The organism is Acidovorax sp. FJL06 (genome assembly GCF_003852545.1).
GTDB lineage: Bacteria > Pseudomonadota > Gammaproteobacteria > Burkholderiales > Burkholderiaceae_C > Acidovorax.
Map to the genome: position 1 here is coordinate 24,216 of NZ_QAJR01000018.1, position 19,544 is coordinate 43,759.

Below are 19,544 nucleotides of genomic sequence, written 5' to 3' on the forward strand. Positions count from 1 at the left end.
TGCCGAGGGCTACATTACTCAAAACCTCGGCAAATCCGGATGCTTGATTTGCCCCCCGCGCACCAGCATCTTTCCGTACTCCGCACACCGGTTCAGCGTAGGAATCACCTTACCCGGGTTCAACAGCCCCGCCGGGTCGAACGCATGCTTGAGCCCGAACATCTGCGCGTTTTCCTCGGCCGAGAACTGCACGCACATGCTGTTGAGCTTTTCCACGCCCACGCCATGTTCGCCCGTCACCGTGCCGCCCATCGCCACGCTGGTCTCCAGGATGTCTGCACCAAACAGCTCGCAGCGGTGCAGCTGGTCGGCATCGTTCGCATCGAACAGGATCAGCGGATGCAGGTTGCCGTCGCCCGCATGGAACACGTTGGCGCAGCGCAGCTGGTATTTCTTTTCCATCTCCTGGATGGCCAGCAGGATGTCGGCCAGGCGCTTGCGCGGGATGGTCGAGTCCATGCACATGTAGTCGGGGCTGATGCGGCCGCTGGCGGGGAAGGCGTTCTTGCGGCCGCTCCAGAAGCGCAGGCGTTCGGCCTCGTCCTGGCTGACCGAGATGGCGGTGGCGCCCGCAGCGCGCAGCACCTCGCTCATGCGGCCGATTTCTTCTTCCACTTCTTCGGGCGTGCCGTCGCTCTCGCACAGCAGGATGGCTTCGGCGGTGAGGTCGTAGCCCGCGTGCACAAAATCCTCGACGGCGGCGGTCATGGGCTTGTCCATCATCTCCAGGCCGGCAGGGATGATGCCTGCGGCGATCACGGCGGCCACGGCGTCGCCCGCTTTGCGCACGTCGTCGAAGCTGGCCATGATGCAGCGCGCGAGCTGGGGCTTGGGGATGAGCTTGACCGTCACTTCGGTGGTCACGGCCAGCATGCCTTCGCTGCCGATCACGGCGGCCAGCAGGTCGTAGCCAGGGGCGTCGAGTGCCTCGCTGCCGAATTCCACCGGCTCGCCTTCCACCGTGAAGCCCTTCACCTTGAGCACGTTGTGCACCGTGAGGCCATATTTGAGGCAGTGCACGCCGCCCGAGTTCTCGGCCACGTTGCCGCCGATGGTGCAGGCGATCTGGCTGCTGGGGTCGGGGGCGTAGTACAGGCCGTAGGGCGCAGCCGCCTCGCTGATGGCCAGGTTGCGCACGCCACACTGCACCACGGCCGTGCGGCTTTCGGGGTTGATGCTCAGGATGCGGTTGAACTTGGCCAGCGACATCGTCACGCCCATCGCATGGGGCATGGCGCCGCCCGACAGGCCTGTCCCCGCGCCGCGCGCCACCACGGGCACCTGCAGCCGGTGGCAGACCTGCAGCACGGCCTGCACCTCGTCATAGGTTTCGGGCAGGCACACCACCAATGGGCGCTGGCGGTAGGCGGTGAGGCCGTCGCATTCGTAGGGCGTGGTGTCTTCGGTGTGCCAGAGCAGCGCGTGCGCCGGCACGGCCTGGCCCAGGGCCTGGACAACTTCGGCCTGGCGCGCGGCGCGCTCGGCCGGGGTGGGGGGCGCAATGGGAGAAGAAGCGGTGTTCATGGCCGCCACTGTAGGGGATGGGTGCGGGCAGGGTGTGAGGTTTTCTGCAGGCGTTTGTGAAAAACACTTGTTTGCTCACAGGCGGGTAGCTGCCGGCGCAAACGGATAGGGCGCCAGAGGCCAATTGGGCTTGCCTTGGAGCCCAAGTTGACGCATTTTTTGTGTGCCGTGGGCCATCAAAAATGACGTGGCCCAGGCCAGCAGACGCCGAAGCGGCTCAGGAGGACGAACCTGAACTACGCCATGGTTTTGCGCAGCCACTCGGCAAACGCGGCGCATTCCCACCGGTCCATCGTGCCGGTGCGCCAGCACAGGTAGTGCGCGTGGGGGCTGGCGGTGTCGGTGGCAAACAGGCGCACCAGGGTGCCGTTTTCCAGCCAGGGCGCGCCGAGCTTGAGCCGCACCAGGGCCACGCCCATGCCGGCAGCGGCGGCATCGCACATCAGGCCGATGTCGTTGAACTGCGAGCCCTCGCTGGGTTCGGCCCAGGAAAGGCCCGTGGCGGCGAACCAGGTACGCCAGGGCTCCAGGGGGCTGCGCAGCAGTTGCACGCCCTCCAGGTCTTCGGGGCGGTCAAACGGGCCGTGCTCGCGCACGAACGCGGGCGAGGCCAGGGGCGTGACCACGTCGCGCGCCAGCTCCACATGCTCCACATCGGCATAGTGGCCGGGGCCAAAGCGCACCATCAGGTCGGCGTCTTCGGCCACCACGTCCAGCAGCGGGATGGAGACCTGCAGCGCGAGGTCGATCTCGGGGTAGGCCTCGGTGAACTGGCGCAGGCGCGGGATGAGGATGGTGCGTGCGAACGTGGGGGTGACGGCCAGCTTGAGTCGCCGGCGACCGGGCGCTGCCGCCTGGCCCGGAAAGCGCTGCAGCGCGGTGAGCCCCTCGCGCACCTGGGCCAGGTAGGCGCTGCCTTCGGTGGTCAGTGAAAAGTCGGCCCGGCCGAACAGCCGCGCGCCCAGGATCTGTTCGAGCTGCTTGACGCGGTGGCTCACGGCGCTGGGCGTGACGCACAGTTCGTCGGCCGTCTGCGTCACGCTGCGCAGGCGGGCCAGCGCCTCGAAGGTCAGCAGGCACTGGATGGGCGGGATGCGCCGCGCCGCGCTGCCGAGGAAGGACGACGGGGCTGCCGTGGCCATGGGGCAGGCAGGGCGGGCTAGCGGAAGATCACGGTCTTGTGGCCGTTCAGAATCACGCGGTGCTCGCTGTGCCACTTCACGGCGCGGGCCAGCACTTGGCTTTCGGTGTCGCGGCCCCGGGCGGTGAGGTCTTCCACGGTGTCGGTGTGGTCGGCGCGGGCCACGTCCTGCTCGATGATGGGGCCTTCGTCCAGGTCGGCCGTCACGTAGTGGGCGGTGGCGCCGATGAGCTTCACGCCCCGGTCATGCGCCTGGTAATAGGGCTTGGCACCCTTGAAGCTGGGCAGGAAGCTGTGGTGGATGTTGATGGCCCGTCCGGCCAACTTTTGACATAGATCAAGTGAAAGTATCTGCATGTAACGGGCCAGCACCACCAGTTCGGCCCCTTCGGCCTCGATAATCTCCAACTGTTTTGCCTCGGCCTGGGCTTTGGTCGTCCCGGTGAGCGGGATGTGGTGGAACGGCACGTTGTAGCTGGCCGCGAGTTGGTAGAAGTCGCGGTGGTTGCTGATGATGGCGCGGATGTCGATGGGCAGCAGGCCACTTTTCCAGCGGAACAGCAGGTCGTTGAGGCAATGGCCCTCTTTGCTGACCATGAGCACGGTTTTCATGGGCGCGGCGGTGGCGTGCAGCGTCCAGCGCATCTGGTGGGGCTCGGCAAAGGCGGTCAGGCGGGCCTTGAGGGTGGCGTGGTCGTGCTGGTCGCAGGCAAACTGCACCCGCATGAAGAACAGGCCCGTGGCGTGGTCGTTGTACTGCGCGGCTTCTTCGATGTTGCCGCCGTGCTCCAGCAGAAAACCGGAGACAGCGTGCACCAGCCCCAGGCGGTCGGGGCAGGACAGGGTAAGGATGTAGGCGTTGGTCGTCATAGCTGCAACATTGTCGCAGCAAGGGCCGCACGCCGTGGAACCGTGTGACACGAGGAGTTCAATGGGCGAAGAGGGGCATGCCCCACCACTGGTCCCCTGGCGGGGCATGCTGCTGTACCTGGTGCTGGGTGTGGCCTGGGTGTTCGCGGGCGACATGTTGCTGGCCCACTGGGTTACCGACCCGGATCTGCTGACCCGCTTTCAGACCTGGAAGGGCTGGGGCTATGTGCTGCTGACCAGCGGCCTGGCCTGGTGGCTGCTGCGGCGCATGCGCCGTGCCGAGAAGGTGCGCATGGCCATGGCGCACGAGCTGACGCAGATCGTGCGCCATGCCCCCGCTGGCATCGCACGCGTGGCGCCGGACGGGCGCTTTCTGTGGGCCAACCACCGCCTGATCAACATGTTGGGGGGCACGCTGGCGCAGGTGCTCACCCTCAACTTCCGCGAAGTGATGATTGCGCAGGACCGCGACTGGGCCGCGCGCCAGTTCGAGCGCCTGATGGCGGGCGAGATCGACCACTATGTGGGCGAACGCCATTGCCTGCGCCTGGACGACGGCCGCCAGGTGTCGGTGCTGTGCACCGTGACCCTCGCGCCCGAGGGGAACGATGGGCCGGCGCACCTGGTGTGTGTGGTGCAGGACCTGGACGAGATCAAGGCTGCACGCGCCGCCCTGCAGCGCAGCGAGGCCCGCCAGCGGCTGGCGGCCACCGTGGTGGACAACACCATGGAGGGCGTGGTGGTGACCGATGCCCACAGCCGCATCCTGTCGGTGAACGCGGCGTTCACGCGGCTGCTGGGCTACACCGAGGACGAGCTGCTGGGCAAGACCCCGCGCGTCTTCAAGTCGGGCCGCCATGACCAGGCGTTCTACGAGGCCATGTGGTCGGCGCTGATCGAAACCGGCCACTGGCAGGGCGAAATCTGGAACCGCCGCAAGAACGGCGAGATCTTCCCCGAGCACATGTCGCTGTCGGCCGTGCGCGATCCGGCGGGCGAGATCACGCACTACGTGTGCATGTTCACCGACATCTCCGAAGAAAAGGCCCAGCAGCGGCGCCTGGAGTTCCTGGCCCACAACGATGCGCTCACGGGCCTGTCCAACCGCACCTGGTTCGGGCACCAGCTGGAGCTGGCCGTGCAGGAGGCGCGCGCGAGCGGCGAGAACATCGCCGTGCTGCTGCTCAACCTGGACCGCTTCAAGGACGTGAACGACAGCTACGGCCACGCCACAGGCGACGAGGTGCTCAAGCACATTGCGCGGCAGGTGCAGTCGGCCCTGCGCCCGGGGGATGTGCTGGGGCGCATGGCGGGCGATGAATTGGCCGTGGTGGCGCGCAACCTGCGCCATGCCGATGGCGCGGCGGCCATGGCGCGCCACCTGATCCAGGCCGTGGCCGAGCCCTGGCGCTCGCCCGACGGGCTGGAGGTGGTGGCCGGGGTGAGCGTGGGCATCTGCATGTTCCCCGAGCACGCCAGCACCACCGAGCTGCTGCTGCAGGGCGCCCACGCGGCGGTCTATGGCGCCAAGGCGCGGGGCCGGGGCGCCTGGTGCTTTTTCAACGAGGCCATGACCCAGGCCGCCCGCGAGCGGCTGGAACTGGAGTCGCGCCTGCGCCTGGCGCTGATGCAGGGCCACCTGCGGATGCACTACCAGCCCCAGGTCGAGATTGCCACGGGCCGCATCCTGGGCGCCGAGGCGCTGGTGCGCTGGTACGACCCGCAGGAGGGGCTGATCTCTCCCGCGCGCTTCATCCCCGTGGCCGAGACCTCTGGCGTGATCGGCCCGCTGGGCGAATGGGTGGTGCGCGAGGTCTGCCGCCAGGGCCAGGCGTGGCGCGATGCCGGCCTGCCCGAGGTGATGCTGGCGGTGAACGTGTCGCCACGCCAGTTCCACCTCACGGACCTGGCCGGCTGCGCCTCGGCCGCGCTGGCCGAATCGGGCTTCCCGGCCCGGCTGCTGGAGATGGAGATCACCGAAAGCGCGCTGGCCGAGCGCACCGAAGAGGCCCGCCTGGTGCTGGTGCGCCTGCGCGAGCTGGGGCTGCGCATCGCGGTGGACGACTTCGGCACGGGCTATTCGTCGCTGGCGCAGCTCAAGCGCTTTCCCATCGACGTGCTCAAGATCGACCAGGGTTTCATCCGCGACATCCCGCAAAGCGAGGACGACATGGCCATCAGTGCCGCCATCATCGCCATGGGGCACAGCATGGGGCTGTCGGTGCTGGCCGAAGGGGTGGAGACCGAGGGCCAGCTGGCCTTTTTGCGCGGGCGCGGCTGCGACACCTACCAGGGCTACCTGTGCAGCCGGCCGGTGCCGGCCGACGAGTTTGCGGCGCTGTTGCGGGCGCAGGCCGTGCGCGCAGCAGCGCCATAGCGCTTCAAGGCGGGGTGGCGGCGGGGCGCCACTGGGTGCGCAGTTCGGCGCAGGCATCGCGGGGTGGCAGGGCCGGGGTGCCGATCACGGAGTCCGTATCGGCATCCGCAGTCGGCGCCATGTTTGCATCGTTTTTGATAGCTGCTTGCGCTTGTCCTGCTTGCGCCAGAACCACTTTGGAAACCAGGCCGTCCGGCCAGTGCGTGGGCACGCCCAGGCTGCGCAGCACATGGCCGCCGCCCGCCACCAGCAACACCGTCCGGCCGGGCTGCAGGGCCTGCTGTGCGGTCTGGGCCATGCGCGCGTCGCGGGCGATCTGGATGCGCGCCATGGGGGCGATCTGCGTTTCGGGCAGCAGGCCGCAGTGGCCCTGGCGCAGGGCTTCGTGCTGGCGCTGCAGCGCCGGGGCGGGCAGGTGCCGGTCCCAGGCGGTGTCGGCCATGGCGGCGCGCATCTGGGCGCGCGGCAGGTTGCCGCCCAGCACGGGCACGCCCGCCGCCACGGCGGTCATGACCACGGGGCCATAGGCCTTCCAGGGCCAGGCGGCATCGTTCCACTGCAGGGCGGCCTGGGCCTGGGCGTCGCTGGCGCCCTGCGGCAGCGACCGGGTGCTGTGCCCGCTTTCGGCCATCTCCAGAACCACGGCCGCCAGCTGCCCCCGCGCCGCGAGCCACTGCACGGCCTCGCGCTGCAGGCGCTGGTGGTCGGCGGCGTCGTGCTGCTCGCCCAGCAGCAGCACATCGGCGGGCAGCAGGGCCTGCAGGTGGCCGGGCCAGGGGTGGGCCGGCGGCGCGCTGGGGGCGCTGGGGCCCGTGGCGGCGCAGCCCGCCAGCGTTGCCGCCAGGGCGCCGGCCAGCAGCAGGCTCTGGCGCAGGGACGCTCTGGCGGATCGGGGGGCTGAACTGCGGGTGTCGGGAAATCGTTGCATGGCGCGATGCTACGCGCGCCCGGCTTGACGCAGGTCAAGGTTGAGGGCGGGCGTGCTGCCTACACTGCCTGGCATGCTGGCCCACACCAAACCCACGCTGACCACCAAGCTCCTGGCCATGGGCGCAGGATTTCTGCTGGTCGCGCTGGTGTCCATCGGCCTCACGCTGTGGGTGACCTGGAAGCTCGAAGGGGGCGCTGCCGCCGTCAACGAGGCGGGCCGCCTGCGCATGAACATGCTGCGCATGGTGCTGGTGCTGCAGGCCGAGCCGCAGCAGGCGGTGCAGGAGCGCGCACGCCAGTTCGACGCCAGCCTGGAGCTGCTGCGCACGGGCGACCCGTCGCGGCCCCTGTTTGTGCCCTGGAGCGAGGAGACGCGCACGCGGTTCGACGGCATCCGTGTGCAGTGGGCCGTGGCGCGCACCGGCTGGGTCAGCGCCTCGCCGCCCGACCGCGCGCAGACCCTGGCGCAGGCCGACGCCTTTGTGCAGCAGGTGGACGGTTTTGTGGATGCGATCGAGGTCCAGATTGCGGGCTGGACGGCCGCGTTGCACCTGTTCCAGCTGTTCATGATGGCGTTGGCCATCGTGGCCGCCGTGACCTTCATGGCCGTGAGCTACCTGCTCGTCATCAACCCCGTGGCGCGCCTGCAGCAGGCCCAGGCCCGGCTGCGCCAGGGCGAGCTGGGCACGCGCCTGCCGGTCGAGACGGATGACGAGTTCGGCCAGCTGTCGGCCGGCTTCAACCTCATGGCCCATGCGCTGCAGACCTCGCACGACGACCTGGAGCACAAGGTGCGCGAGAAGACCGCCAGCGTTGCCGTGCAGAACCAGCGCCTGGCCGCGTTGTACGAGGTGAGCGCACTGGCCTCCACCGCCGGCAGCCTGGAGCTACTGGCCCAGGGCTTTGTGCAGCAGATCCGCCGCGTGGCCGGTGCCGATGCCGCCGCCGTGCGCTGGTCCAACGAGGCCAACGAGCGCTACGTGCTGCTGGCGGGCGACGGCCTGCCGCGCGCCATGTCTGACGGTGAACACTGCCTGCACACGGGCAGTTGCCTGTGCGGCCAGCCCCAGGCCCAGGCGCGCACGCGCGTCATCCCCATCACGCCGTCCACCCAGGTCGCGTTGCCCCACTGCCGCGACGCGGGTTTTGAAACCATGGTCACCATCCCCGTGCAGATGCAGCAACGCCTGCTGGGTGAGGTGGACCTGTTCTTCCGCACGCAGGTCGAACTCACCGATGAGCTGCGCGACCTGCTGGAAGCCATGACGCGCCACCTGGCCAGCGCCATGGAAGGCCTGCGCGCCTCCGCGCTGGAGCGCGAGGCCGCCGTGGCCGAGGAGCGCAGCCTGCTGGCGCGCGAATTGCACGACTCCATTGCGCAGTCGCTGGCTTTTCTCAAGATCCAGACACAGCTGCTGCGCGACGCCGTGGCGCGCGGCGACGAGGCCAAGCGCGACCGCAGCATGGGCGAGCTGGATGTGGGCGTGCGCGAGTGCTATGCCGATGTGCGCGAGCTGCTGGTGCACTTTCGCACCCGCACCAGCGAGGAGGACATCGAGTCCGCGTTGCGCGCCACGCTGTCCAAGTTCGAGCACCAGACGGGTGTGGCCACCACGCTGGGCATGGTGGGCCATGGCCTGCCGCTGCCGTCCGATCTGCAGATCCAGGTGCTGCACATGGTGCAGGAGGCACTCTCCAACGTGCGCAAGCACTCGGGTGCCACGCGCGTGGACCTGCTGGTGCACCGCCATCCGCGCTGGCGCTTTGAAGTGCAGGACAACGGCAAGGGCTTCGAGGTGGCCAGCGTGCCGCCCGACTCGCTGCATGTGGGCCTGGGCATCATGCGCGAGCGGGCCCAGCGCATCGGGGCGGTGGTCCAGGTCGAATCGGCGCCAGGGCAGGGCACCCGCGTGTGCATCGAGCTGCCCACGGTGGCGCCGGAACCCGTTGCCCGGTCTTCTTCTCCCGCCCCCGTGCCGGCCGCTGCCGCCGCAGCCCCGGGCCGGGAGCCCCGTCCCGCCTTGCAGGAAGCGCACACCCCATGACGACCCCGTTGTTCCCCTCGACGCAGCCCCAGGTGCTGGAGCCTGCGGCGCCGCCCGTCACGCTGCTGGTGGTGGACGACCACACGCTGTTCCGGCGTGGGCTGATTGCGCTGCTGGGCCAGGACGATGGTCTGCAGGTGGTGGGCGAGGCGGGTGACGCAGCCGAAGCCCTGCGGCTGGCGCCCCGGCTGCAGCCCCAGGTGATCCTGCTCGACAACCACCTGCCGGGCGTGATGGGCGTGGACGCCATTCAGGGCCTGCGCGAGGTGGCGCCCGCGTCGCGGGTGCTCATGCTCACCGTGAGCGAAGACGCGCAGGACCTGGCCACCGCGCTGCGCAATGGCGCGCAGGGCTACCTGCTCAAGACCATCGAAGGCGACCTGTTGGCCGAGGCCATCCGCCGTGCGGCGCGCGGCGAGCCCGTGGTCAGCCCCGAACTGATGGGCAAGCTGGTGGCGGCCTTCCAGTCCCAGGGTGCGCCCGAGGCCCCGCCGCCACCGCCGGCCGATGCTGCGGCCGCCAGCGGCCTCACGCCGCTGTCGCCGCGCGAGGAAGACGTGCTGCGCGAAATTGCGCGCGGCGCCAGCAACAAGGAAATCGCGCGCACGCTCGACATCGCCGAGACCACGGTGAAGATCCACGTGCAGCACATCCTGCGCAAGCTGGGCCTGAGTTCGCGCGTGCAGGCGGCGGTCTACGCGTCGGACCGCCAGCGCACCGAGTAGCCGCAAGCCGCCCAGGCGCCCAGGCGCCCAGGCGCCTGCTGCGGCGCTGTCCGCAGCATCCCTTTCCTGTTTTTGATATTTTGAATTTGCTACTGAAATGGTAGCTGTTTACGCTTGTCCATCAAGCGCTAGCGGCTGATTTCTCTTGCATCTCGATCGGGGCGGCGGGGCACACCGGCCCCTGGGCTGCGTGCGTCCCCGGCGGCTGGCCCTGCCGCGGCAGTTGTCCATAGTTCTTTCGGAGGATGCGCCGCCGCGGCGGACTACTCCTTCTGCCGCGGCGCGGGTGTGCTTGCGAAGGATGTGCAAAACCGCCCATCGGCGCGAATATTCCTCTCATGCAAAAAGAGAGGACTAGCGCAATGGCACACACCACCTTGCCCCCGGGCGACAGCCCCCAGCGCACCCGCCAGGCCTGGTCGGTGCTCATCGTGAGCACCTTCGCCTTCACCGTCTGCTTCATGGTCTGGATGATGTTCGGCGTCATCGGCATTCCCATCAAGAAGATGCTCAACCTGAACTCCACGCAGTTCGGTTTGCTCATGTCCATGCCCGTGCTCACGGGTTCGCTGGTGCGGGTGCCACTTGGTATCTGGACCGACAAGTTCGGCGGCCGCATCGTGATGGCCGCCGTCATGGCCACCACCGTCCCCGCCATCTGGCTCATGAGCTATGCCACCGAATACTGGCACTTCCTCACCATCGGTCTGTTCGTGGGGCTGGCGGGCGGCTCGTTCTCGGTGGGCACGCCCTATGTGGCGCGCTGGTTCCCCAAGCACCGCCAGGGCACGGCCATGGGCGTGTATGGCGCGGGCAATTCGGGCGCGGCGGTCAACAAGTTCGTGGCCCCGGTGTTGCTGGTGGCCTTCGGCTGGACCATGGTGCCGCAGGTGTACGCGGCCATCATGCTGGGCACGCTGGTGCTGTTCCTGCTGTTCAGCCACAGCGACCCGGCCCACCTGGTGCCCAGCAACGTCAAGTTCACCGACCAGCTCAAGGCCCTGAAGGACCCCAAGGTGCTCAAGTACTGCCAGTACTACAGCATCGTGTTCGGCGGCTACGTGGCGCTGTCGCTGTGGATGGTGCAGTACTACGTGGGCGAGTTCGGCCTGGACATCCGCGTGGCCGCGCTGCTCGCAGCCTGCTTCTCGCTGCCTGGCGGCGTGCTGCGCGCCATCGGCGGCATGCTGTCTGACAAGTACGGTGCCCACAGCGTGACCTGGTGGGTGATGTGGGTGAGCTGGATCTGCCTGTTCCTGCTGTCGTACCCACAGACCGATTTCACCATCCTCACCGTCAACGGCGCCAAGACCTTCCACCTGGGCCTGAACGTGTATGTCTTCACCGGCCTCATGTTCCTGCTGGGCATTTGCTGGGCCTTCGGCAAGGCCAGCGTCTTCAAGTACATCAGCGACGACTACCCCAAGAACATCGGCGCCATCAGCGGCATCGTGGGCCTGGCCGGTGGCATGGGCGGCTTCATTCTGCCCATCCTGTTTGGTGCCCTCATGGACCTCACGGGCATCCGCTCCAGCGCCTTCATGCTGATGTACGGCGTGGTCTGGGTCTCGCTCATCTGGATGTACTTCACCGAAGTGCGCAACACCCGTCTCATGGGCGCGCAGGACGCTGTCGCACAGCCTGCCACCCGCTGATTCTTCAAGGAAACCTCACCATGTCTGCCACCACCAAAAGCGGGCGCCAGGGGCGTCTGCTTACCCTCTGGGCCCCGGAGGATAAGTCGTTCTGGGAGCGCGAAGGCGAAGCCGTCGCCAAGCTCAACCTGTGGATCTCGGTGCCCGCGCTGTTCCTGGCCTTTGCCATCTGGCAGGTCTGGAGCGTGGTCGCCGTGAGCCTGCCGGGCCTCGGCTTCAAGTACTCGACCAACCAGCTGTTCTGGCTGGCCGCAGCGCCCGCGCTCTCGGGCGCCACGCTGCGCATCTTCTACTCGTTCATGGTGCCGCTGGTGGGTGGCCGCCGCTGGACGGCGATCTCCACCGCCTCGCTGCTGATCCCTGCGATCGGCATCGGCTTTGCGGTGCAGGACAACAGCACCGCCTACCCCACCATGCTCATCCTGGCGCTGCTGTGCGGCCTGGGCGGGGGCAACTTCAGCTCCAGCATGGCCAACATCAGCTTCTTCTTTCCGAAGGAGCGCAAGGGCTCGGCGCTGGGCGTGAATGCAGGCCTGGGTAACCTCGGTGTGTCGGTGGTGCAGTTTCTGAGCCCGCTGGTCGTCACGGCCGGCATCTTCGGCATCTTTGGTGGCGAAGGCCAGACCATCGTGAAGAACGGCCAGACCGTGCAGGTGTGGACGCAGAACGCCGCCTTCATCTGGGTGCCATGGATCGCCATCACCGCACTGGCCGCCTGGTTCGGCATGAACGACATTGCCGACGCCCGCGCCTCGTTCGCTGCGCAGGCCGCCATCTTCAAGCGCAAGCACAACTGGCTGATGTGCGTGCTGTACCTGGGCACCTTCGGTTCGTTCATCGGCTATGCCGCAGGCTTCCCGCTGCTCATCAAGAGCCAGTTTCCCAACATCAACCCTCTGGCCTATGCCTGGCTGGGCCCGCTGGTGGGCGCGGTGATCCGCCCCTTTGGCGGTTGGCTGGCCGACAAGCTCGGCGGCGCGCGCGTCACGCTGTGGAACTTCGTCGTCATGGCCATTGCCGTGGTGGGCGTCACGGTGTTCCTGCCCTCGGGCGGCAACGAGGGGCAGTTCTCGGGCTTCTTCGTGTGCTTCCTGGTGCTGTTCCTCACCACCGGCATCGGCAACGGTTCCACCTTCCGCATGATCCCCGTGATCTTCCTCACCGAAGCCATGCGCGGTGTGGACAAGCACGATGCCGCCGCCGTGGCCAACGCCAACAAGGAAGGCAACACCCTGGGCGCCGCCACGCTGGGCTTCACGGCCGCCATGGCCGCCTACGGCGGGTTCTTCATCCCCAAGAGCTATGGCAGCTCGATTGCCCTCACTGGCAGCCCCCACGCTGCGCTGTGGACGTTCTTCGCGTTCTACCTCGTCTGCATCGTGATCACCTGGTGGTACTACGGCCGCAAGAACGCCGAGATGCCTTGCTGAGCTGCCCCACAGAACCGCACAGAAAAGACAAGAAAAGGAGTCCCCGATGAGCCATTTCCTCGATCGCCTCACCTATTTCTCGCAACCGCGCGAGACCTTTGCCCAAGGCCACGGCGAAACCAACGGTGAAGACCGCACCTGGGAAGACGCCTACCGCGACCGCTGGGCGCACGACAAGATCGTGCGCTCCACCCACGGCGTGAACTGCACGGGCTCCTGCTCGTGGAAGATTTACGTCAAGGGCGGCATCGTGACCTGGGAAACCCAGCAGACGGACTACCCCCGCACCCGTCCCGACCTGCCCAACCACGAGCCCCGTGGCTGCGCACGCGGCGCCAGCTACAGCTGGTACCTGTACAGCGCCAACCGCGTGAAGTACCCCATGGTGCGCGGGCGCCTGCTCAAGCACTGGCGCGCCGCCATTGCCCTGGCCAAGAGCCCCGTGGACGCCTGGGCCAGCATTGTCGAAAACAATGCCGCCAAAAGCGAATGGCAAAAGCAGCGCGGCCTGGGCGGCTTTGTGCGCAGCACCTGGGACGAAGTCAACCAGATGATCGCTGCGGCCAATGTCTACACGATCAAGAAGCACGGCCCGGACCGCATCATCGGCTTCTCGCCCATCCCGGCGATGTCGATGATTTCGTACGCCGCAGGCTCACGCTACCTGAGCCTGATCGGTGGCGTGTGCATGAGTTTCTACGACTGGTACTGCGACCTGCCTCCCTCCAGCCCGCAGGTGTGGGGCGAGCAGACCGACGTGCCCGAGTCGGCCGACTGGTACAACAGCTCGTACATCATTGCCTGGGGTTCCAACGTGCCCCAGACACGCACGCCCGATGCCCACTTCTTGACCGAGGTGCGCTACAAGGGCACCAAGGTCGTGTCCATCACGCCCGACTATTCCGAAGTGGCCAAGCTGGGTGATCTGTGGATGCACCCCAAGCAGGGCACCGACGCTGCCGTGGCCATGGCCATGGGCCACGTGATCCTGAAAGAGTTTTACTTCAAGGACGGCGGCAAGGGCCGCAGCACCTACTTCGACGACTACGCACGCCGCTACACCGACCTGCCGCTCTTGGTGGTGCTCAAGGAAAAGACGCTGCCCGATGGCAGCAAGGCCATGGTGCCCGACCGCTATGTGCGTGCCAGCGACTTCCCTGGCCAGCTTGACCAGTCGAACAACCCCGACTGGAAGACCGTGGGCTACGACGAACTGGGCCAGGTCACGCTGCCCAACGGCTCCATTGGTTTCCGCTGGGGCGCCGATGGCCGCGCCGACCAGGGCCTGTGGAACCTGGAGAACAAGGAAGCCCGCACGGGCAACACCGTCAAGCTCAAGCTGTCGGTGATCGAAGACGGCGCACAGGCCCATGAAGTGGCCAAGGTGGCCTTCCCCTACTTCGGCGGCGTGCAGTCGCCCAACTTCACGGCCAACGAACAAGGCAGCGACGTGATGGTGCGCCCCGTGCCCGTGACGCACCTGGAGCTGTCCGGCCACGAAGCCCAAGGCCGCGTGATGGTCGCCACGGTGTTCGACCTGCTGGCCGCCAACTACGGCATCGACCGGGGCCTGCCCGGTGAAGAGCCCGGCGGCAGCTACGACGCCGACCGCCCCTACACCCCTGCCTGGCAGGAAAAGATCACGGGCGTGCCGCGCGACCAGATCATCACCGTGGCGCGCCAGTTCGCCGACAACGCCGACAAGACGCATGGCAAGTCCATGGTCATCATCGGCGCGGCGATGAACCACTGGTACCACTGCGACATGAACTACCGCGGCATCATCAACATGCTGATGCTGTGCGGCTGTATTGGCCAGAGCGGCGGCGGCTGGGCCCACTATGTAGGCCAGGAAAAGCTGCGGCCCCAGACCGGCTGGACGGCACTGGCCTTTGCGCTGGACTGGATCCGCCCCCCCCGCCAGATGAACAGCACGAGCTTCTTCTACGCCCACACCGACCAGTGGCGCTACGAGAAGCTGGGCATGGAAGAAATCCTCTCGCCCCTGGCCGATGCCAGCGCCTACCACGGCGCCCAGATCGACTACAACGTGCGCGCCGAGCGCATGGGCTGGCTGCCTTCGGCGCCCCAGCTCAAGACCAACCCGATGCAGGTGGCCAAGGATGCTGCGGCGAAGGGCATGGACGCCAAGGACTACGTGGTGCAGTCGCTCAAGAACGGCAGCCTCACGATGAGCTGCGAGGACCCGGACCATCCCGACAACTGGCCGCGCAACATGTTCGTGTGGCGCTCCAACATCCTGGGCTCGTCGGGCAAGGGGCATGAATACTTCCTCAAGCACCTGCTGGGCACCACCCACGGCGTGCAGGGCAAGGACCTGGGCCAGGACGAAGCCAAGCCCGAGGAAGTGCAGTGGCACGCCAATGCGCCCGAAGGCAAGCTGGACCTGCTGGTCACGCTCGACTTCCGTATGAGCACCACCTGCCTGTACTCCGACATCGTGCTGCCCACGGCCACCTGGTATGAGAAGAACGACCTCAACACCAGCGACATGCACCCCTTCATCCACCCGCTGTCCACAGCGGTGGACCCTGCCTGGCAGGCCAAGAGCGACTGGGAGATCTACAAGGGTTTTGCCAAGGCCGTGAGCGAGGTCAGCGTGGGCCATCTGGGTGTCGAGAAGGACGTGGTGCTCACGCCCATCATGCACGACACCCCCGGTGAAATGGCCCAGCCCTATGGCGTGCGCGACTGGAAGAAGGGCGAGTGCGAACTCATCCCCGGCAAGACCGCGCCCCAGGTCACGGTGGTCGAGCGCGACTACCCCAACCTGTACAAGCGCTTCACCGCCCTGGGCCCCTTGATGGACAAGGCCGGCAACGGCGGCAAGGGCATCGGCTGGAACACGCAGACCGAAGTCGGCCAGCTCGGTGACCTGAACGGCCGCGTGAAGGAAGAGGGCGTGACGCAGGGCATGCCCCGCATCGTGACCGACATCGACGCCACCGAAGTGGTGATGATGCTGGCGCCTGAGACCAACGGCCATGTGGCCTGCAAGGCCTGGGAGGCCCTGGGCAAGCAGACCGGGCGCGACCACGTGCACCTGGCGCTGCACCGCGAGGACGAGAAGATCCGCTTCCGCGACATCCAGGCGCAGCCGCGCAAGATCATCAGCTCGCCCACCTGGTCGGGCCTGGAAAGCGAGAAGGTCAGCTACAACGCGGGCTACACCAATGTGCACGAGTACATCCCATGGCGCACCCTCACGGGCCGCCAGCAGTTCTACCAGGACCACCCGTGGATGCGTGACTTCGGCGAAGGCTTTGTGAGTTACCGCCCACCGGTGCACCTGAAGACGCTGCACGAAGTCGAAGGCAAGAAGCCCAACGGCAACAAAGAGATCCAGCTGAACTTCATCACGCCGCACCAGAAGTGGGGCATCCACAGCACGTACAGCGACAACCTGATGATGCTCACGCTGAACCGGGGCGGCTCGGTGGTGTGGCTGAGCGAAGACGACGCCAAGGTCGCCGGCATCGTGGACAACGACTGGGTCGAACTCTTCAACGCCAACGGCGCCATTGCGGCCCGCGCGGTGGTGAGCCAGCGTGTGAACCCCGGCATGGTGATGATGTACCACTCGCAAGAGAAGATCATCAACACCCCCGGCTCCGAGATCACCGGCACCCGTGGCGGTATCCACAACTCGGTCACCCGCATCGTGCTCAAGCCCACCCACATGATCGGCGGCTACGCACAGTACAGCTACGGCTTCAACTACTACGGAACCATCGGCACCAACCGCGACGAGTTTGTGCTGGTGCGCAAGATGGACCGCGTGGACTGGCTTGACGACGAAGCCCCCGCATCGGCCCACCACGCCTGAAGCCGAAGACAAGGAGAAACACGATGAAAATTCGCGCACAAATCGGCATGGTGCTGAACCTGGACAAGTGCATTGGTTGCCACACCTGTTCCGTCACCTGCAAGAACGTCTGGACCAGCCGCCCCGGGGTGGAATACGCCTGGTTCAACAACGTCGAAACCAAGCCCGGCATCGGCTACCCCAAGGAATGGGAAAACCAGGACCGCTGGAACGGTGGCTGGGTGCGCAGCCCCGACGGCTCCATCGCGCCCCGCCAGGGCGGCAAGTGGAAGCTGCTCATGCGCATCTTCGCCAACCCCAACCTGCCGCAGATCGACGACTACTACGAGCCCTTCACGTTCGACTACGACCACCTGCAGTCGGCGCCTGAAAGCAAGGCCGCACCCACGGCCCGCCCGCGCAGCCTGATCACCGGCAAGCGCATGGAGAAGATCGAATGGGGCCCGAACTGGGAGGAAATCCTGGGCGGTGAATTCAGCCGCCGCAGCAAGGACAAGAACTTCGACGATGTGCAAAAGGACATCTACGGCCAGTTCGAAAACACCTTCATGATGTACCTGCCGCGCCTGTGCGAGCACTGCCTGAACCCGGCGTGCGTGGCCTCGTGCCCTTCGGGCTCGATCTACAAGCGCGAGGAAGACGGCATCGTGCTGATCGACCAGGACAAGTGCCGTGGCTGGCGCATGTGCGTCTCGGGCTGCCCCTACAAGAAGATCTACTACAACTGGCAGTCGGGCAAGGCCGAGAAGTGCATCTTCTGCTATCCCCGCATCGAGGCCGGCCAGCCCACCGTGTGCTCGGAAACCTGCGTGGGCCGCATCCGTTACCTGGGTGTGCTGCTGTATGACGCAGACCGCATCCAGGAAGCCGCCAGCGTGGAGCGCGACCGCGACCTGTACCAGGCCCAGCTCGACATCTTCCTGGACCCGAACGACCCGGACGTGATCAAACAGGCCCGCATCGACGGCATCCCGGACAGCTGGATGGACGCCGCGCGCAACAGCCCCGTCTACAAGATGGCCGTGCAATGGAAGGTGGCCCTGCCGCTGCACCCCGAGTACCGCACGCTGCCCATGGTTTGGTATGTGCCACCGCTCTCGCCCATCACGGCCGCCGCCAACGCGGGCCATGTGGGTGTGAACGGCGAGATTCCGGATGTATCGCAACTGCGCATCCCCGTGCAGTACCTGGCCAACCTGCTCACCGCAGGCGACACCGGCCCCGTGGTGCGGGCGCTGGAGCGCATGCTGGCCATGCGCACCTACCAGCGCGACAAGCATGTGGAGCAGCGCCAGAACCTGTCCGTGCTCAAGCAAGCGGGCCTGTCGATGGCCGAGGTGGAGGAGATGTACCACGTGATGGCGATTGCCAATTACGAGGACCGCTTCGTGATCCCGTCGGCCCACCGCGAATACGCCGAGAACGCGTTCGACATCCGGGGTGGCTGCGGCTTCTCGTTTGGCAACGGCTGCTCGGATGGCGCGACGGAAGTCAGCATGTTCGGCGGCAAGAAGCCCCGCACCATTCCGATCAAGGCCACGGTCTGATCGCACACAGGAAGGAATCACCATGTTCAAGAAGAACCCGACCTCTGTGCGCCTGACCCTGCGCGCCCTGGGCTACCTGCTGAGCTACCCCGATGCGCAGCTGCGCAGCGTGATGCCGCAGCTCATCGACGCGCTGCAGCTGGAGCAGGCCTTGAGCCACGAGCGTGTGGCCGAGTTGACAGGCGTGTGCCAGCACCTCGCGGCGCTGGACCCGCTGGAAGCCGAAGCCCGCTATGTGGACAACTTCGACCGGGGCCGCCAGACCTCGCTGCACCTGTTCGAGCATGTGCACGGCGACTCGCGCGACCGCGGCCCGGCGCTCATCGACCTGATGCAGACCTACGAAAAAGCCGGCCTGCAATTCGAGGCCGACGAGCTGCCCGACCACCTGCCAGTGGTGCTGGAGTTCGCCTCCACCCAGCCGCCCGAAGTGGCCAAGGAGTTCCTGGGCGAAATGGCCCACATCCTCAACGCGCTGTTCAGCGCGCTGGTGGCAAGAAACAGCCCCTACGCCAGCGTGATTGCGGCCGTGCTCGAAGTGTCGGGCCAGCGTGTGCAGTCGGTGGCGCTCACCCCAGAGCCGCCCATGGACGAGGTCTGGGCCGAGCCCGAAGCGTTTGGGGGCTGCAGCACCCAGGGCCAGGCCAAGCCTGACCAGCCGCAGCCCATGCATTTTGTTCGTACCCCCCGCGCCGAGCGGGCACCAGAAGGAGTCTCAGCATGACCACCTGGCTCGATACCCTGTTGTTTGGCATCTATCCCTATATTTGCCTGGCCGTTTTCTTCATTGGCAGCTGGGCGCGGTTCGACCGCGACCAGTACACCTGGAAGAGCGATTCCTCTCAACTGCTGCGCACCGGCAGCCTGCGCTGGGGCAGCAACCTGTTCCACATCGGCGTTCTGTTCCTGTTCTTCGGCCACACCGTGGGCATGCTCACGCCGCACTTTCTGTATGAGCATTTCATGAGTGCGGGCGCCAAGCAGCTCATGGCCATGGTGTCGGGCGGCATTGCGGGTACGCTGGGCTTCATCGGCCTGTCCATCCTGCTGCACCGCCGCCTGTCGGATGAGCGCATCCGCGCCACGTCCAAGGCCAGCGACATCCTGATCCTGGTGCTGCTGTGGCTGCAACTGGCGCTGGGCCTGGCGACCATTCCGCTGTCGGCCCAGCATCTGGACGGCTCCATGATGATGAAGCTGGCCGAGTGGGGCCAACGCGTGGTGACCTTCCGCAGTGGGGGGGTGGAGCTGCTGGCCGAAGCCGGCTGGATCTTCAAGGCCCACATGTTCCTGGGCATGAGCATCTTCCTGGTCTTCCCGTTCACCCGCCTGGTGCACGTGTGGAGCGGCTTTGGCACGCTGGCCTATGTGCTGCGCCCCTACCAGGTGGTGCGTGCGCGCCGCCTGAACCTGCCCGCAGGCCACATGCAGTCGCAAGACCGCCGCGCCTGAA

At 66.7% G+C, this 19,544-nt stretch carries 13 protein-coding genes; 9 read left to right on the forward strand and 4 right to left on the reverse strand.

The window, feature by feature from the left end; all coding sequences use genetic code 11:
• Positions 1 to 18: 18 nt before the first annotated feature.
• The 3 genes from DBV10_RS11400 to purU all read right to left on the reverse strand — a co-directional run bounded on the left by DBV10_RS11400 (position 19) and on the right by purU (position 3,535).
• Positions 19 to 1,524, reverse strand: a complete 1,506-nt coding sequence (locus DBV10_RS11400) for an FAD-linked oxidase C-terminal domain-containing protein (protein WP_124513674.1) — start codon at positions 1,522 to 1,524, stop codon at positions 19 to 21.
• Positions 1,525 to 1,760: 236 nt separating this feature from the next.
• Positions 1,761 to 2,666, reverse strand: coding sequence for a LysR substrate-binding domain-containing protein (locus tag DBV10_RS11405; RefSeq protein ID WP_124513676.1), 906 nt, complete (start codon positions 2,664 to 2,666; stop codon positions 1,761 to 1,763).
• Between the two features lie 17 nt (positions 2,667 to 2,683).
• Positions 2,684 to 3,535, reverse strand: a complete 852-nt coding sequence (purU, locus tag DBV10_RS11410) for a formyltetrahydrofolate deformylase (protein ID WP_124513678.1) — start codon at positions 3,533 to 3,535, stop codon at positions 2,684 to 2,686.
• A gap of 61 nt (positions 3,536 to 3,596) precedes the next feature.
• Here purU and DBV10_RS11415 point away from each other — a divergent pair, with 61 nt between their 5' ends.
• Positions 3,597 to 5,912 carry a bifunctional diguanylate cyclase/phosphodiesterase gene (locus DBV10_RS11415; protein ID WP_199740092.1) on the forward strand — a complete coding sequence of 772 codons (2,316 nt, stop codon included), beginning with the start codon at positions 3,597 to 3,599 and terminating at the stop codon, positions 5,910 to 5,912.
• A 4-nt stretch (positions 5,913 to 5,916) separates the two neighbouring features.
• On the opposite strand, the gene DBV10_RS11420 is transcribed toward DBV10_RS11415, so the two are convergent.
• On the reverse strand, positions 5,917 to 6,840 hold the full coding sequence (locus DBV10_RS11420) for a ChaN family lipoprotein (protein WP_124513680.1): 924 nt from the start codon (positions 6,838 to 6,840) through the stop codon (positions 5,917 to 5,919).
• A gap of 73 nt (positions 6,841 to 6,913) precedes the next feature.
• On the opposite strand from DBV10_RS11420, the gene DBV10_RS11425 reads away from it, so the two are divergent.
• The 8 genes from DBV10_RS11425 (at position 6,914) to narI (ending at position 19,543) form a co-directional block, all read left to right on the forward strand.
• Complete coding sequence (locus DBV10_RS11425; protein ID WP_124513682.1) at positions 6,914 to 8,887, forward strand: type IV pili methyl-accepting chemotaxis transducer N-terminal domain-containing protein; 1,974 nt, start codon at positions 6,914 to 6,916, stop codon at positions 8,885 to 8,887.
• Complete coding sequence (locus DBV10_RS11430) at positions 8,884 to 9,612, forward strand: response regulator (protein WP_124513684.1); 729 nt, start codon at positions 8,884 to 8,886, stop codon at positions 9,610 to 9,612. The genes DBV10_RS11425 and DBV10_RS11430 overlap by 4 nt, the downstream gene beginning before the upstream one ends.
• Before the next feature lie 362 nt (positions 9,613 to 9,974).
• Positions 9,975 to 11,267 carry a nitrate/nitrite transporter gene (locus DBV10_RS11435; RefSeq protein WP_124513687.1) on the forward strand — a complete coding sequence of 431 codons (1,293 nt, stop codon included), beginning with the start codon at positions 9,975 to 9,977 and terminating at the stop codon, positions 11,265 to 11,267.
• Between the two features lie 20 nt (positions 11,268 to 11,287).
• On the forward strand, positions 11,288 to 12,697 hold the full coding sequence (locus DBV10_RS11440; protein ID WP_124513689.1) for a NarK family nitrate/nitrite MFS transporter: 1,410 nt from the start codon (positions 11,288 to 11,290) through the stop codon (positions 12,695 to 12,697).
• 46 nt (positions 12,698 to 12,743) lie between these two features.
• Positions 12,744 to 16,544, forward strand: a complete 3,801-nt coding sequence (locus DBV10_RS11445) for a nitrate reductase subunit alpha (protein WP_124513691.1) — start codon at positions 12,744 to 12,746, stop codon at positions 16,542 to 16,544.
• 23 nt (positions 16,545 to 16,567) lie between these two features.
• The gene (gene narH / locus DBV10_RS11450) at positions 16,568 to 18,091 is read left to right on the forward strand and encodes a nitrate reductase subunit beta (RefSeq protein WP_124513693.1); all 1,524 of its coding nucleotides are present in this window, start codon (positions 16,568 to 16,570) and stop codon (positions 18,089 to 18,091) included.
• 22 nt (positions 18,092 to 18,113) lie between these two features.
• A complete protein-coding gene (gene narJ, locus DBV10_RS11455; protein ID WP_124513695.1) occupies positions 18,114 to 18,815 on the forward strand; it encodes a nitrate reductase molybdenum cofactor assembly chaperone in 702 nt (233 codons plus the stop codon).
• The gene (narI, locus tag DBV10_RS11460) at positions 18,812 to 19,543 is read left to right on the forward strand and encodes a respiratory nitrate reductase subunit gamma (protein ID WP_124513697.1); all 732 of its coding nucleotides are present in this window, start codon (positions 18,812 to 18,814) and stop codon (positions 19,541 to 19,543) included. The genes narJ and narI overlap by 4 nt, the downstream gene beginning before the upstream one ends.
• The last annotated feature ends 1 nt before the right edge of the window (position 19,544 follow it).

Coding starts and splice junctions, on each gene's coding strand:
- DBV10_RS11400 (WP_124513674.1), bottom strand. CDS start 1,524: ATGAACACCGCTTCTTCTCCCATTGCGCCCCCCACCCCGGCCGAGCGC.
- DBV10_RS11405 (WP_124513676.1), bottom strand. CDS start 2,666: ATGGCCACGGCAGCCCCGTCGTCCTTCCTCGGCAGCGCGGCGCGGCGC.
- purU (WP_124513678.1), bottom strand. CDS start 3,535: ATGACGACCAACGCCTACATCCTTACCCTGTCCTGCCCCGACCGCCTG.
- DBV10_RS11415 (WP_199740092.1), top strand. CDS start 3,597: ATGGGCGAAGAGGGGCATGCCCCACCACTGGTCCCCTGGCGGGGCATG.
- DBV10_RS11420 (WP_124513680.1), bottom strand. CDS start 6,840: ATGCAACGATTTCCCGACACCCGCAGTTCAGCCCCCCGATCCGCCAGA.
- DBV10_RS11425 (WP_124513682.1), top strand. CDS start 6,914: ATGCTGGCCCACACCAAACCCACGCTGACCACCAAGCTCCTGGCCATG.
- DBV10_RS11430 (WP_124513684.1), top strand. CDS start 8,884: ATGACGACCCCGTTGTTCCCCTCGACGCAGCCCCAGGTGCTGGAGCCT.
- DBV10_RS11435 (WP_124513687.1), top strand. CDS start 9,975: ATGGCACACACCACCTTGCCCCCGGGCGACAGCCCCCAGCGCACCCGC.
- DBV10_RS11440 (WP_124513689.1), top strand. CDS start 11,288: ATGTCTGCCACCACCAAAAGCGGGCGCCAGGGGCGTCTGCTTACCCTC.
- DBV10_RS11445 (WP_124513691.1), top strand. CDS start 12,744: ATGAGCCATTTCCTCGATCGCCTCACCTATTTCTCGCAACCGCGCGAG.
- narH (WP_124513693.1), top strand. CDS start 16,568: ATGAAAATTCGCGCACAAATCGGCATGGTGCTGAACCTGGACAAGTGC.
- narJ (WP_124513695.1), top strand. CDS start 18,114: ATGTTCAAGAAGAACCCGACCTCTGTGCGCCTGACCCTGCGCGCCCTG.
- narI (WP_124513697.1), top strand. CDS start 18,812: ATGACCACCTGGCTCGATACCCTGTTGTTTGGCATCTATCCCTATATT.